Origin of the sequence: Bradyrhizobium sp. Ghvi (assembly GCF_900115265.1) — a bacterium.
Classification (GTDB): Bacteria; Pseudomonadota; Alphaproteobacteria; order Rhizobiales; family Xanthobacteraceae; genus Bradyrhizobium.
Genome location: NZ_FOVU01000020.1, coordinates 20,031 through 34,831, shown reverse-complemented (window position 1 = coordinate 34,831; position 14,801 = coordinate 20,031). Strand labels below are relative to the sequence as shown.

The 14,801-nt window shown below is 57.6% G+C and carries 10 protein-coding genes; 9 read left to right on the top strand and 1 reads right to left on the bottom strand.

The features are described from left to right. Window positions 1-399 precede the first annotated feature (399 nt). From BM374_RS35540 to BM374_RS35530, 3 genes are all read left to right on the top strand, one after another. On the top strand, window positions 400-711 hold the full coding sequence (locus BM374_RS35540; RefSeq protein ID WP_177248768.1) for a hypothetical protein: 312 nt from the start codon (window positions 400-402) through the stop codon (window positions 709-711). 130 nt (window positions 712-841) lie between these two features. Beyond that, entirely contained in the window at window positions 842-925 is an 84-nt protein-coding gene (locus BM374_RS40385) for a cold shock domain-containing protein (protein ID WP_092303356.1), read from the top strand. Window positions 926-1,646: 721 nt separating this feature from the next. Then, window positions 1,647-1,832: a hypothetical protein gene (locus BM374_RS35530; protein WP_092303354.1), complete on the top strand. Its 186-nt coding sequence runs from the start codon at window positions 1,647-1,649 to the stop codon at window positions 1,830-1,832. 691 nt (window positions 1,833-2,523) lie between these two features. Here the strand turns inward: BM374_RS35530 and BM374_RS35525 are convergent. After that, the gene (locus tag BM374_RS35525) at window positions 2,524-2,835 is read right to left on the bottom strand and encodes a hypothetical protein (RefSeq protein WP_092303352.1); all 312 of its coding nucleotides are present in this window, start codon (window positions 2,833-2,835) and stop codon (window positions 2,524-2,526) included. Window positions 2,836-3,812: 977 nt separating this feature from the next. Here BM374_RS35525 and noeE point away from each other — a divergent pair. The 6 genes from noeE to BM374_RS35480 all read left to right on the top strand — a co-directional run bounded on the left by noeE (window position 3,813) and on the right by BM374_RS35480 (window position 14,730). Next, the gene (noeE, locus tag BM374_RS35520) at window positions 3,813-4,985 is read left to right on the top strand and encodes a nodulation protein NoeE (protein WP_283807107.1); all 1,173 of its coding nucleotides are present in this window, start codon (window positions 3,813-3,815) and stop codon (window positions 4,983-4,985) included. Between the two features lie 105 nt (window positions 4,986-5,090). Continuing rightward, window positions 5,091-6,134 carry a sulfate adenylyltransferase subunit CysD gene (gene cysD / locus BM374_RS35515; RefSeq protein ID WP_283807106.1) on the top strand — a complete coding sequence of 348 codons (1,044 nt, stop codon included), beginning with the start codon at window positions 5,091-5,093 and terminating at the stop codon, window positions 6,132-6,134. Continuing rightward, on the top strand, window positions 6,134-8,017 hold the full coding sequence (gene cysN / locus BM374_RS35510) for a sulfate adenylyltransferase subunit CysN (protein ID WP_092303346.1): 1,884 nt from the start codon (window positions 6,134-6,136) through the stop codon (window positions 8,015-8,017). Before cysD ends, cysN begins: the two co-directional genes overlap by 1 nt. 2,398 nt (window positions 8,018-10,415) lie before the next feature. After that, window positions 10,416-12,827, top strand: a complete 2,412-nt coding sequence (locus tag BM374_RS39240) for a 2-aminoethylphosphonate--pyruvate transaminase (RefSeq protein ID WP_244552819.1) — start codon at window positions 10,416-10,418, stop codon at window positions 12,825-12,827. A gap of 29 nt (window positions 12,828-12,856) precedes the next feature. Beyond that, a complete protein-coding gene (gene rtxC / locus BM374_RS35485; RefSeq protein ID WP_092303340.1) occupies window positions 12,857-13,915 on the top strand; it encodes a dhydrorhizobitoxine desaturase in 1,059 nt (352 codons plus the stop codon). Then, a complete protein-coding gene (locus tag BM374_RS35480; protein ID WP_092303338.1) occupies window positions 13,912-14,730 on the top strand; it encodes a gamma-glutamyl-gamma-aminobutyrate hydrolase family protein in 819 nt (272 codons plus the stop codon). Before rtxC ends, BM374_RS35480 begins: the two co-directional genes overlap by 4 nt. Window positions 14,731-14,801: the final 71 nt, after the last annotated feature.

Genomic DNA, 14,801 nt, shown 5'->3' with positions numbered 1-14,801 from the left:
TCTATTTGAACGGAAGACGCGACCTTTTGGTCGTCCCGAAAGGCCTTGCGATCCCAGCCGGAATGGACGGTAATTGGAAACGAAAGAAGCGGGCGGTGCGTTCAGTGAGCGATGTCATTCGCCAAGATGTGCAACAGCGCGGTTACCACCGACGTAGTTTGATCTTGGACCGCTCGAAGGCGCCATTTGAGACCTCGTCAGGCGCGTAGCCAACAGGGCTATCTCCGCTGACCATTCTTCCCATGCCGTCGGGAACCTTATTAAGCGTCGACGGCAGGTGGGTCTCCTAGTTCATTAGGCTTGCGGACCAAGGTTTCTTTTGAAAGGCGGCGCACGGTGCTGCGGCTTACCTCAGGATAAGTATTATAGAGCTTTTCCTTGAGTCGATGGCGTGCGCGCGTGAGTTTCCAGCTGTCCATACTGAAGATACTTGCCGGCCAGCCGCGCGGGCGGGCGAGCATCGAGGCCGTTAAACAGCATTTGTCTATCTATTACAGGAGCGGCCCAGAGTGGCCGGCCCGTATGAAGCGCATTGCGAGCCGCGCGCCCCAACTCAATATTTTCGGCCAAAGGCTGATCGAGCGAGAGGCTGGCTGCTGGATTATCACCGACCTCGGCAGGAAGGCTCTTGAGACGCTCGAACAGCTAGATCGGGGTGCTATGCAGGGCCTCTTTGAGCGGGAGATCGCGCAAGAGCCCGACGATGAGTAGTCGCTGGTCCTCGCAGCTGCGAACGATTGCGCGCAGAAAGCGGTCCCCGGCAAGCGATTGAGCCCGCGCAAGGGCCATTGGGGTGGGCCAACTCCGATTAGATCGTGCAAGTTCAGTTTGAGGATAATACTTGCGCGCAACCAAAGGATATGGGTTCATCCAATCTCAGGATGGAGGAGCTGACGTCTTCGTGTACATCAGCATGCTCGATTAGGCCGGCTACAACAAAGTCGAGGATGGCGCCCAGGTCGGTTATGAGATGAAGTCCGCTCGTTCAGGAAAAATGAGTGCCTTTTTCACCAAACGTCTCATCGCGAGATTGGGCATGAGTGATCTTGAGATTGTGGAGGCCATCAATTGCGCGGGCTGCATGGGGAAGCTCGAGCGCAATCTGCAGGGCATTGCGAATCGAACGTCGGTGCTCGGGAATCTCCACCAATAACTGGCTCGCTCGGCTCTAGGACCGCCAATGCGCCGCGGTCTCTCTACAGATTGGATACTTTACACCGAAAGCGAATTGGAGAAGAGCGCGATCAAAGCTGATGCGTCGCCAGCGATGTTCACGTGCGACCATCGTAAGAGACCGCCACGATGTCGCACAGGGGCTCGATTGTAATTGCTCTCAGCACAATACAAACACGCTCCGCGCTCGCAGCTGTTCGGGTTCATCGCGATTGACTTTGCTGATTCCAGAATATGTTGCTCTACGTCCTTAGTCGAATCTAAAGGCGTGGCGGGTGTATTCAATTATAACGAAGCCTCTCAAGACCCCATTTGTACGAACTGCAATTCCACAGCTCCACTGTCGAGACGCCTTTCCCAAAGTATAAACGAGCTTATACCCTTTCGCGAGTTCCGATACGTGCCGTTTTTTTAAGGTCGTCCCTCCGAAAAAACTATGCTACAAGCCGCTCCTCTCAGAAGGAGCATTTATCGTGAAGCAAGCAACCAAGAAACGCGTTAAGCGGCGCGAGTGGACGAAGGCAGATATCAAAGAGCTCAAAGTTCATTCGAAGGCCCGGACCCCGGTCATAAAGATAGCGAAAATGACCAAGCGCAGCGTCGGTGCGCTACGCCAGAAGGCCTTAAATCTCGGAATCGGACTCGGACATCAGCGGTAATTTTGAGCAACGCTGGCTAATGGCGCAGTAGGGCGGCTCGCGGGCCGACCTCTGTCGCCATAGAGATTTTGTCGCATATTAGCTTTGCCAATCCGCGCTGAGGAGTTTTTCACGCACGTGCTGGATGGCTTTCAATGTCGCGGAATGCGCTCCATCGTCTCCCGTCTTAATGAAGTGTCTTGGAAGGGCGTCTCGACGCCCGCTTGCGATGTATGTCGCGTGTGAAGACGTAGCTTAGCCATAGCCCAGTCTCGAAAGATAAAACCCCGAACACTTGGTTGGGGGCCGCATGCGACGGAGCCACAATGCCCGGCCCTAGGCGCGTTAGCGTTCGAAGCTGAGCAGTCTCGGCCAAAATCCCCTAGCCGCCGGATCGAGCGTCAGTTCGGGCAGCAGCTTCTTCAGCTTCGGCGGGGCAGCCTCGGCCGTGATGGGTCGAACACATCGGCTGATTGTTAAAGTTTGGGCGTAAGTGGGCCTCGCCGAACCTGTTGGTTAGCTCGAGCACCGAGGCGATATGGCGCGCTCAGCAGCAACTGAAAAAGCGCTCTGTTAGCTTGATAGATGGCGGCGGAGCGGTTACGTCCTGAACCCGTCATCACCTGCGCGCCCTCAGCGTTGTGCACGGACCACAACCACCTTCGACCGCGGTGCTTCAACACATACTCGAAGGAAGGGAGACCGGACATGGTTAATAGCGAGCTCCATTTCCGTCGGTCGTGCGTTTGGTCTTCTGAATGCCAGAGCGGGCCCTCTCCAGTCGATGCCTCACAGTAGCAGGCTTGGTAATGAACTCGCTTGATCGGTCAACGCCGCTTTCATCAAAAGCGAGCTCATCCTGCACTGCTGCTCGTGGCGCCAAAGTCGCGAGATGTTTGCGCGTCTTGGCCGTCAGCGACATCTGCCCGATCCGGGCGTCGCGTGCGGAGGACTTATGCCGGCGAAGGCCGTTCAGCTCTACCAGGTTTGAGTGGATTGTCAGGACGGAAAGTTCGACCTGCATCAATAGTGACACCAGATGGACTTGTCCGAGCGGGACGCCGCCATCAGGATCGTCCTCCGTGGCCCAGTCATGCCCAGCACGTTTAATTTCTCTTCGAGACAATCGATCTGATCTCGCACATGAACGGCAGCACAATCTCGTCTCCGTCGGTAGAGAATGCGACCAAGCGCCTTGCTGATCAGGTAAATCCGGCGGTATCTTAGGTCAGGTTGCATGTTTTACAAGCCTCCTCTGGCGCCGACTAGGCTAGGGGTAACGCTGCAAGATCAACTAACTCAAATACTTGGTGCCGTTCGAACGCAGAAGCGAAAAACAGGCTGGCCGATTGCTATGGCTCAGCCTTGACCGACCGACGGCAGCATCCACGCGAAACTTACGTAGGCGCCACTGGATGGATACGCGCAGACACGACGCTGCTTTCTGTCAAATGAGATGACCGCGATATGGTCTGCTTCTTTGCCGCACTCGGCGAGCTGTCCGCTTTTTCGCCGAACTTGGTGTATGCCGAACATCAGCGAGGTAGATGACGCCTTCACGTCTTGAATGCGCCAGCTACAGGCAGCTTGTGACTTCACGTAACAGCCTGCCATGAGCTGCGGGTGGTCTTCGGCAAACGTCCGTATAGTTCTATCCAACCTTCCCATATTCGCGACCAATCTTCGTGCGATTGAGATGGCGCTTGACTTCCTCTCAACTGTCGAACAATCGAGGAGGCGATTGCAGGTATCCTTCTGTGATGCCGCCCGATTGACAGGATCGAAGGGCATTCACATCAATGAGTGGTAGACAAAATTGCCGTTTTGGCGCTTTGCACGTAAGCGGCTGCCCTCATGTGCTGCCGCTGCTGGTTTTGCTCAATCGAGCGGGCGCCGACAGGATTCGCTTTTCAAGCATGAGGTTCTAGGATGAGCGGACGTTTTGGCCCTTCGCCTGCGGTGTGCTTTCTGCTGGGTCTTCCACGATCCGGGACGACACTCTTGGCGCACTTGCTCCAGCACCATCCAGACATTCTGGCTCCACCTGAACCCTGGTTGATGCTGGGCCTTGAAGCATTTGGCAGGGTGGATCAGCGCCACCCGGCGGGCAGCTCCCTGATTGAGGCCGCGACCTCCGAATTCCTGGCGCGGATAGATCGCACGATCGTCAGCCGCGCTTTTGCCGATGCAGCATACGATCAGTATCTGGCAGAAGCGGGCAAGCGCATCATCATTGACAAGACTCCACGGTATTGGTCGGCGCTTGAGTTTCTTGAATGTGTGTATCCAGAATCGCCTCACATCCTTCTGATGCGTAATCCCTATGCCATTGCCGCTTCGCTGAAATCGACGTGGGGCATCCCACTTCGGGCAGAAAGCTCGCATTCGGTCAGCATATCCAGTCTCACTGATCTCATGCTCCGTCTGCCCGACGGCATCATATCTTCACTTGCCGATTTGGTTCTGGGTCTTCCCAAGCTCGCGGCCCACCGCGCTCGCCCGCAGACACAGTTCGTGCAATACGAACTGCTCGTGGCGCATCCGGACGAGGAAATTCGGCGTCTGTTGACGGGGCTCGGCTGTGATCCGGCGGCCGTTGCATCGGCGGGGATGGGACAAGCAGATTACCTTCGATCCAGCAGCTTCGGAGATCGAAAAATCCTGGAACGAAACGCGGTCGACCAAAGCTCTGTCAACGCATGGCAATCTCAATTGAGCGTTGAAGAGATGCAAACCGTGACTGATCTGGTGGGCACCGAGCTCTTGCTAGAACTTGGATATGAGCAGGAACTGCTGCATGCACGGCAAGCCGGCGTCCTCGATGGGGGGCGGGAGGTTACCGAACTTTATCGTGAGATATTCCGAACCTGGTGGGATTTGCGGAGTAACAAGACCGGAGCAACATCTGGTCCATCTCACACTGGAGAGCCGCTTCAGAAAATCCGCTCCGCGTGCGACGTCTCCAACTTGCGACAGGCGAACGGACCATTGGTCGCCAAAGTTGAGGAGAATTTGCGCCTGGCCCCTTCGGCGGTGGCGAAGTTGCAACAGGAGCTACTGTCGTCAGAAGCTGATCGAGCTGCGGGGCTGGATGCCATTCGTAACCGGGACGCGGCTATCGAAATGTTACGAAGCGAGGTCGCGCGGCTCGAGCAGATCCTCAATATCCCCTAGGGTAATCTGAATGCCTGCGATCAAGACACGCTGGCTGATTTAGCCAAGATCCTTCGCCCGCACGAGCAGGTCTCCCGACCAGATGTGACGGAGCGGCGGAATGCGATGCCGCGTCTGCAAGTCTGCTGTCCAGGGGCTTGGCCTCGTTGGACGAGCCGTGCTTGGCCGGCCGCTTCCGCCGATATTTCCCACTCTGGGCCTAGCCATAGAGCGGCGAAGAACAGAGATACTGCATCAAAAAGAAGATACATGCTGCCGAAACATTTGCGCCGTCTCGAAGCTGAAACGATTGAAATCATGCGTGATGTGGTCGCCGAGTTCAAAAGGCCGGTCATGCTTTACTCGATCGGAAAAGACTCGAGCGTGATGCTGCACATTGCGATCAAGGCGTTCTATCCGGCAAAATTGCCTTTCCCCCTGCTTCACGTGGATACGACCTGGAAGTTCCGCGAGATGATCAGCTTCCGCGACGCCACAGCCAGGCGGCTAGGCCTCGACTTGATCGTCCATGTCAACGAGGAGGGCATCGCGCGCGGGATCAACCCAATCGATTCCGGCTCCGCGCTCCACACCCAGGTGATGAAGACCGACGCGCTGAAGCAGGCGCTCGACATCCACGGATTTGATGCCGCCTTTGGCGGAGCCAGGCGCGACGAGGAAAAGAGTCGCGCAAAAGAACGAATACTGTCCTTCCGATCGGCTGGGCACGTGTGGGACCCCCGTAACCAGCGGCCGGAGCTCTGGACCCTGTTCAACACACGGATCCGCCAGGGCGAAACCATGCGCGTGTTTGCGCTGTCAAACTGGACCGAGCTCGATGTGTGGGAATACATCATGCTCGAGAAGATACCGGTCGTCCCGCTCTACTTCGCAAAACAAAGACCGATAGTGCGTCGAAATGGCGCGACGATCATGATCGATGACCAGCGATTGCCGCTCAACTGCGGCGAGACGCCGGAAATGCGGATGATCCGCTTTCGCACGCTTGGATGTTATCCTTTGAGCGGGGCTATTGAATCCGATGCGACCACCATAGAAGACGTCGTCGCAGAAATGCAGACTGCGACTGTGTCGGAGCGCCAGGGACGCCTAATTGATGGCGATGAAGCCGCTTCAATGGAGAAAAAGAAGCGGGAAGGCTACTTTTGATGCTTACAAAGCCGACAACGGAACTGGTCCCGCCCAGGACAAAGGATCAGCTGCGATTCATCACATGTGGCTCGGTGGACGACGGCAAATCGACGCTGATTGGGCGATTGCTGCACGACAGCAAGATGATCTACCACGATCAGATCGCGGTGCTGGAACGCGATAGCATCAAGCACGGTACCACCGGGAACGAGATCGATTTCGCGCTGCTCGTGGACGGGCTGGAGGCCGAACGGGAGCAGGGCATCACGATCGACGTTGCCTACCGCTTCTTCACGACGCCGCGGCGCTCCTTCATGGTGGCCGACACTCCCGGTCACGAGCAGTATACCCGCAATATGGCTACGGGCGCCTCGCATGCTCAGCTCGCCATCATCCTAATCGATGCTCGCAGAGGCGTGATGGTTCAGACCCGCCGCCACTCCCTTATCTGTTCGCTGCTCGGTATTCGTGATGTCGTTCTGGCAGTGAACAAGATCGATCTTGTCGCATATAGCAAGGAGTGCTTCGAACGCATCGCCCGTGATTATCTGGCCTTTGCCACGGGTCTCGGCTTCACCTCGATCGTTCCGATCCCGATCTCGGCGCGCTACGGCGACAATGTCGTGGACCGCTCCGGTCATACCAACTGGTATCGTGGTCCCTGTCTGCTCGAGCACTTGGAGAGCATCGATATCCAGTCCGGCACCGGAAGCCAGGTTTTCCGCTTTCCGGTCCAATGGGTGAGCCGGCCCAACCCGGACTTTCGGGGCTATGCCGGGTCGGTGGCTTCCGGGAGGATCTCGGCAGGAGACGAGATCGTTGTCGCCGCATCGGGACGGACCACGCGCGTCAAGCGGATCGTGACCCACGATGGCGACCTCGTCCGCGCCGAAGCCGGCGATGCGGTTACCATTACGCTGGAAGACGAAATCGATATCGGGCGTGGCGACATCTTGTCGCGACCGGACGATCGACCAAAGGTCGCCGACCAGTTCTCCGCCTATGTGATCTGGATGGACGAGGAGCCGCGCGCTCCCGGACGCAATTACGTCCTGCGGATTGGATCGCAGACGATTGCCGGCAGCGTTACCTCAATTAGGCATCGGATCGACGTCAACACTTGTGAGCATGTGGCCGCCGGGATGCTTTCCCTCAACGAGATCGCCTTCTGTGATGTTGCGACCGCAATGCCCGCAGTATTCGATCCTTACGACGTCAACCGAAAGACCGGATCATTTATCTTCATCGATCGTTACACGAATCGTACGGTCGGGGCCGGCATGATTGCCTTTCCACTAAGGCGGGCCACCAATATTGCTAGGCAAGCGCTATCCGTGAACAGGAGTGAGCGCGCAGCGCTCAAGGATCAGAAGCCTTGCGTCATCTGGTTCACTGGCCTGTCTGGCGCGGGAAAGTCGACGATTGCCAACCTCGTCGATCAAAAACTGTTTGCGATGTCCCGGCATACGATGCTGCTGGATGGCGACAACCTCCGGCACGGACTAAACGCGGACCTCGGCTTCTCGGAGGCGGACCGCGTGGAGAACATCCGGCGTGTCGGTGAAGTTGCCAAGTTGATGGCGGACAGCGGCTTGATCGTGATCTGCTCGTTGATCTCGCCCTCTAGAGCCGAACGGGACAGGGTGCGCAGCCTGGTTGGCAAGGACGATTTCATAGAAGTCTTTGTCGATACGCCGATCGAGGAATGTGCGCGGCGAGACCCCAAAGGCCTGTATTCAAAGGTAAAATCTGGCAAGATAAAGAGCTTCACCGGGGTCGAGTCGTGCTACGAAGCACCAACAACACCGGAGGTTCATCTCAGGACTATGGAGCAGACCTTAGAGCAGTCAGCGGAAGCGGTAGTGGATGTCTTGATGGCGCGCTCAATCCTTCACGGTTAGAGTCCCTCGCATCCCGCGATCGATTGGCACAATATCTGCTGGCCCGGCCAAGGCGATTCGGCTCAGGCGGACCTGCGACGAACTTTTGGCTCTAAAGGAACAAAATGGTCGCACCCACTCGTCCACTGCCCGCTTCCGGTTACGTGCTCGAAGTGGATGGCCAATTCAAAACCGAGTACGCGAGAAGAGATGGAGCACTGGCAGGAGCGGGAGCTCAAGAAGCGCAGTTCCATGCTCCAGATCAGAATCTACGACGCGATGCCGAAGGCCAGAGCGGAAGCCCGGCTTCCAAAGGTTGAGTTTCTCGCTTAGCGCTCCTTGCTGCGCGTGCGACCAGCATAACGCCGACCTCCTGTTAGAGCCGAGCCAGGCAGCGTCCCGGCCGGCGTCGATCTCTCGCGCAGTATGAAGGCCTGACCTCGGTTTTCCAGGCCTCGCCGGATCCGGCAAGCGGGCGCTTGCGCCCCAATATACTGAGCAATCCGAGCTTGTGGTCGGCCGCGACTCGCTCCTGTCGCGGCCAGGCCTGCTTTCGGGGAAGCTTCCTTCTTTTGGCCAGCCGCTCGTCGGCGGACATCGCCAGCCTACGCCCCGAGCAACGCAGTCGCGAACCCCGGCCACGATGCGCTGCGGACCTGCCCCGCGCTTCGGATTCTGCTCCGTTCGGCATGCCCTCGTCCACCGCCATGAAGGCGGGGATGGGCGCTGCCGAAGCGTGCTCATCCATGGCAAGCGATAAGGACAATCTCTTGATGATGAGCTCTGGTCAACCGTCAACGTGTTCGACCGAACGGTAGACCGGGTCGAACGCGAGCTCGCCATTAACGAGCAGGCGCTGCAGAGAAGCGCGCCAGCAGAACGGTTCGGAGGTGCGGTCCGTCGAACCAGAGCGCCTCAGTCAGAGGTACTTGCACTCATTAAGTGCCGAGAGGCGGATGCAACTCCGGCTCACGTTGAGCGTATGCTTTGGATCAGCCTTAACCGCGGCACGCTCACCACCGTGATGATTGATCCGAGAGACGTTCTCGCTGCGAAGCGGATTGCAGAAGAGATGCTGCCAGCCTAGCGATCGCTTTCAGAGCGAGGCACGTGCCACTCATCAGGAGTCGGCTCGACGTTAGCTTAGCAAAGCAGGACGACATCTCCTGCTTCATAGCGATTCAGGGAAAGGTGTCGAACTGACCGTTGCTAAACGGCCAGGGACCTGAGGCCGCTCAATTGCCCGCAAGCCAGATTCGACAGTAGCCTGCCAAGGCGGCTCGATCCAAGCGCAAGACATGATGCCGAGAGTCATGTCCCAGTCACGGTTGCTCGCCTTGTTTACGCTGGGATACAGCTCTCGATCTGGTCCATCGGGTCGTCGATCTGACGAAAATATCAGGTGCTTCGTGAGGGCCAAGTGTTTGGCGCGAGATAGACGTGAGTACCGCGCGAATTGCAGATCAACTCGATACGGATACTGCCAAGAAGCAGCTCATTCCTGAATCGCTCCGGACGAGGCGTACTCTTCCCGGCCTCCAGCATCCAGGAGGATCTCCCCGGGAAGCTCGCGGGGCCATGACCCGAAGGTCTCGCGATCGCAGGCCGAATGCCGAGGATCCTGATGTCGAACTTTCAAGGTATTCTGGCTCGCTGTGAATCTCCGCACTCTGCTGCCTACGTCGGCTTGCCGTCGCCAGATGGGAGTACGTCAGGAAAAATTCACGCAAGAAAATCCCCGAGAGGGTTGAAACGCCCCTAACGTCAAGTTGTACGATCTGGAAATGGACAACGACGGTCATCTGCGGCCGAAACCCTCCAACGAGCGATCCGAGTGCGAATGCATCTAGTCTCAAGCTCACGCATCAAACTCCCGCTGGCAACGACGATCATCAAGTGTGCGATGCCCTGATCTGAATCTGGGCGCGAATTCCGGCTGCATCCCGTCCTAACGTCAAGTTTGCCTGAAAGGCGCAGGTTCACCGCGGAAGTCGGTCGATCAAGCTGCCGCCTTCCAACGCAAGAAGGCGGCCGGCCTCAAGCCGCGCCAGGGGGAGCCGGATGAGATCGTGAGGTGGCGCCACTTGCGCCGGAGCGCACGTTCCCGGCGCGAGTTCCTAGGAGGTGTGAATGGCATCTATGAAGAGTTCTGTGAGAGATCGTTCTGCATCTGCGATGAGAGATGAAGCTGGCCATACAGCAGGCGTTTCGGACGCCGACCGGAAATGCGCCTGCGATCCATGGCGCGCGGCCTGAAGTTGTTGAATCGAGGAAATCGACCCTCACACAGGGGCTTCCTGGTGGGCTGGGCGTGCTCCCGATCCATTGACGACTACACTTGAGGAGGAATGGTTTGACAAGACAGCGCTCTTTGCTGACGCCTGGTCCATTATCGTTATCACTGGCGGTCAGGAGCCAGATGCAGCTTGATCTCGCATCGCGAGATTGCGAGTTCAAGGAAGTGACCGCCAGCATGAGGCGGCTGATGCTCAGCTTGCTGGGAAATGCTGAGGACTATTCGGTAGTTCCTATTCAGGGAGGCGGCTCCTTCGCAATGGAAGCCGCTCTCTCTTCATTTGTGTCCCAAGCCGACAGGCCGCTCGTTTGCATAAACGGCATCTATGGCGAGCGCATTTTGCGAATCTTGCGGCTGTGGGGCGTCGAAGCACTGAAGCTTGTCAAGCGAGCGACCGATCCTTTGAATGCTCAAGAAATCGGGGAGTATCTGAGCCGAAATCCTGGCGTTACGCACCTGTGTTTCGTGCATTGCGAGACGACAACCGGAATCGTCAATCCGCTGGACGCAATCGTGGAGGAGGCGAGGCGACGTGGCGTAAAGACCGTGGTCGATGCGATGAGTTCTTTTGGCGCCCTTAATATCGACCTGCGCCAGAGTAGAGCTGACGTCCTGGTCACCTCGAGCAACAAGTGCATAGAAGGGCCGCCGGGAGTAGCGTTTGTCATCGCGTCTCGCGAGCTTCTGGAGAATCCGGTTCAAGAACGGCGGTCGTTTGTGCTCGACGTGAGAGATCAATGGCTCTCGCTCGTGCGCACCGGTGAGTGGCGATCGACCCCTCCCACCCACATCGTTCAGGCAACGGCCAAGGCCTTGGAGATTCTGCACGAGGAGGGCATCGATGCCAGGCGCAGCAGGTATGAGAAGATCAGGGACGAGCTCGTCAAAGAACTCGAAGGAGTAGTGTCGCCGCTGCTGTCCACGGAGTTGCAGTCGCCGGTCTGCGTCGCGTTCAGTGCGCCGTCTGGAATCGTGGACCAGGCAGGATTCGAAGGGCTGTACCGCCACTTGGCGGCCCACAACCTCTACGTCTATGCGAAGCTGCATCTTCCGACGCGGAGTTTCCGCATCGGTTGCATGGGAGAAATTCAATCCAGCTGGATCGTGCAGTTGGGCTGCGCCTTTCGTACATATTTCCGGACCGGCCAGGTTCGGTCAGCGGCGCCAATGTCGATCCAAGAGGCATGCGGGGCTCGCGTAAAGATGCCGGCTCGAGCGGCTGGCGACCAGCAGTTGCCGTTTTCCGCCGAAACTGCGGTTCTGCATGCGGGCTATCGACGCGATGCAGTGACGAAAGCCGTCGCAGTGCCGATTTACCAGAACACGGCTTATGAACTTGATGGCGATCTAAACCACATTGCTGACGTCTACAACGTCAAGGCCGATGGGTTCACCTACACGAGGATCATCAATCCGACGACCCGCGCGCTGGAAAGGCGCTACGCCGCCGTCGATATGGGAAGCGACTCGCTCGCCGTCGCGTCCGGTCAAGCGGCGACGTTCCTGGCTATCGTCAACCTGTCAAGTGGCGAGGTGGGGGACAATGTCGTCGCCTCTCCGTACCTGTATGGCAACACCTGGAATCTGCTCCACAACACACTAAAGCGTCTTGGGATCAGCGTGAGGACAGCAGATCCTCGAAGGCCCGAGACGTTCGAGCGTGCCATTGATGATCGCACGATATGCCTGTTCGGAGAGGTGATTTCGAATCCCTGTCTGATTCCGCTCCCCGTCAAACAGCTGGCCGAGATCGGCCGAAAGTACGGCGTGCCTTTGGTCGTGGACAATACGACAACGCCACTGGTATGCCGGCCGTCTGATCTAGGCGCTGCGATTACAACGTACTCCGCAACGAAATATATATGTGGCCATGGCACGACGCTTGGCGGATTGATCGTTGACAACGGCGAGTTTAGCTACCGGGGAGTCTCTCGCTTTCCCTTGTTCAACCGTCCCGACGATGCGCATGGCGGAATTGTCTGGCATAGCGCGGTCCGCGATGTCGACGATCTTGGAAAGAGCGAGTTTCTCCTCAAGGCTCGCATGACTTGGTTACGCGATACCGGTGCGGCCATCGCCCCGTTTGCGAGCTTTCAACTTATTCAGGGGCTTGAAACGCTGCCGCTTCGCATGAAGCAGCACTGCGCGAATGCAAGGATCGTGGCCGACGTCCTCAAGGAGCATCCTAAGGTGCGCCGGGTCTTCTACCCAGGGCTCTTCGAAGGCGCGGATCGGGAAGTGGTCGAACAGACACTCAATGCTGCGTACGGACACGGAGCGATGGTCATGTTCGAAGTGGAGGACGAACAAGCCGGGCGCAAGTTCATCCAGAACGTCGACTTGATGTATCACGTTTCAAATGTAGGCGATGCCCGCACGCTCGTGACCCATCCTGTCTCGACGACCCACACCACCGTCCCGCGGGAAAAGCGCGAAGCCGCCGGCATATTTGGCGGCTCGATCCGGCTTTGCGTCGGCATCGAAGATGTCGACGACATCGTGCGCGATCTGAACAAGGCGCTTTCCGCAATCTGACAACTTAAGGCGATCAGGAAGAGGTTCTCATGAATCAGGCAGACGCTTGGAAACTGAGGTCATCACGCTATGAGGCCGTTCAATTCAGCCGAGAGATCAACAGGCAGCTCTCCGAGCTGAGGCCGGACAACATAACGGGAGTCGCTTACATCGCCAAAGATTACGCTGTCATCACAGCGTGCACGCTCGCGACTGTATCGATCTCATGGTGGCTATACCCGCTGGCCGTCGTTCTAATTGGGGCCTATCAGCGCGGGTTGACAACCATTGCTCATGATGCGGCTCACCGCACGCTCGCGAAGAACACGACCTGGAACTACGTCCTCGGCATTCTGTTCGCTTCCTATCCCTTGTTCCAGCGCCACTGGGCCTACCGGATCTCGCACGTCTATTTGCATCATCCCTATCTCGGGGATCCGGACAAAGATCCCGACCTGAAGTTCTTCCTGGCCAGCGGCGTTTACGACGTGCAACCTCCGGAACGGTACGCTTTCAACATGATCTGGAAGCCGATCTTCGGCGGTGCGACAGTGGCGTATCTGAAGTATCTTTGGACCAATCGGTTTTCGATCACAGAAACCGAGGATCAGAGCCGCTCAGGCATACTTGTCGACAAGTTGGGCTTCTATCTCTTCTGGATCAGCATCTTGGGCGGGTCATATGCTGTTGGACTGCTCCACATCGTCGTCCTGTTTTGGATCGTGCCCTATCTCACCACGTTTCAGGTCCTCGGCTGGTTTGTTGAGCTCGCCGAGCACTCACCCATGTGCGAAACCGAGACGCAGAACGTTTATCTCACCAGGAATCGGAAAGGAAATTTCCTGGAGCGAGCCATCCTCGGACAGAATCTGGATGAGTATCACCTTGAGCACCACCTTTCGCCGGGTATCCCGTTTTGGCTGTTGCGCAAAGCTCAGAAAATCCGAATGCAGGATCCGAACTACGCCAAGGTTGCCGCGACGTGGGGCGGGCTCTTTGTCAAGGGACCTCAAGGTCAACCTAGCGTCATAACTCAGTTGAAAGAGCGAAATCGACGCTTGTATGAGCAGTCCGTTGCCGACGTTCGCACGCGAGGGCAGGTGGCGTGACGTTGCTTGCGCCAGAGAGCGGCCGAGCCGTGGTCGGCATCACTTCGAACCGTCTTTTGGTCGACGATGTGCATCGCGACTGGTTGCGGCGCAAGTACGTGCAGGCACTCCATCGTCATGCGGGAGTGGCTTGCGTCATATTGCCGACGGTTGACGCGGAAGATGCGAGGGAGGAGGTCGGCCCGGCAATCATGCGCCGGCTCGACGGCCTGGTGTTGACAGGTGATGAATCGAACATCGACCCCGCCGTCGTTAGAGCGCCTGCGTCATTGACGGAGGCTGATCGGCAGGACGTTGAGGCCGGGATCCTTGACCGTCCGCGGGACAGGCTCTCTGCAGTAACTATACAGAGCGCCATCGGGCTCGGAATGCCTATTCTGGGCATCTGCCGTGGGCTTCAGGAGCTCAACGTCTATTTCGGCGGCACACTCCGCTCATCGCTTGCGGAGTGGAGCCCGGAAAGTGGCGCGATGCATGCCGAGAAGCCAGATCGTCCAAGAGACCGTCAGTACGACGCCGCGCACAGCGTCACGATATGTTCCGATGGCGCGCTCTTTCCAATCGTGCGGGCGATCGAAGCGCAAGTCAACTCGCTGCACAATCAAGGCATCGATGCGCTTGCCCCGGGGCTGAGGCCGGAGGCGTGGGCTCCCGACGGTTTGGTCGAGGCGGCTTCGGTCGTTGACGCCCCGACGTTGCAAATCGGTGTGCAATGGCACCCCGAATGGCACGTCTCAACCGATCTCCTCAGCAAGCAACTGTTCAAGGCATTTGGAGAGGCGTGTGTTGAGTACTGCCGAACTAAGAAGAACTAGAGGCGGATTGTGACATTTCAAACCAAACGTGGTCCGTACAGGCCGGGAAGAGAGTCCCTCGAAGCCGATGC

Coding starts and splice junctions, on each gene's coding strand:
- BM374_RS35525 (WP_092303352.1), bottom strand. CDS start 2,835: ATGCAGGTCGAACTTTCCGTCCTGACAATCCACTCAAACCTGGTAGAG.
- cysD (WP_283807106.1), top strand. CDS start 5,091: ATGCCGCGTCTGCAAGTCTGCTGTCCAGGGGCTTGGCCTCGTTGGACG.
- cysN (WP_092303346.1), top strand. CDS start 6,134: ATGCTTACAAAGCCGACAACGGAACTGGTCCCGCCCAGGACAAAGGAT.
- BM374_RS39240 (WP_244552819.1), top strand. CDS start 10,416: ATGCAGCTTGATCTCGCATCGCGAGATTGCGAGTTCAAGGAAGTGACC.
- rtxC (WP_092303340.1), top strand. CDS start 12,857: ATGAATCAGGCAGACGCTTGGAAACTGAGGTCATCACGCTATGAGGCC.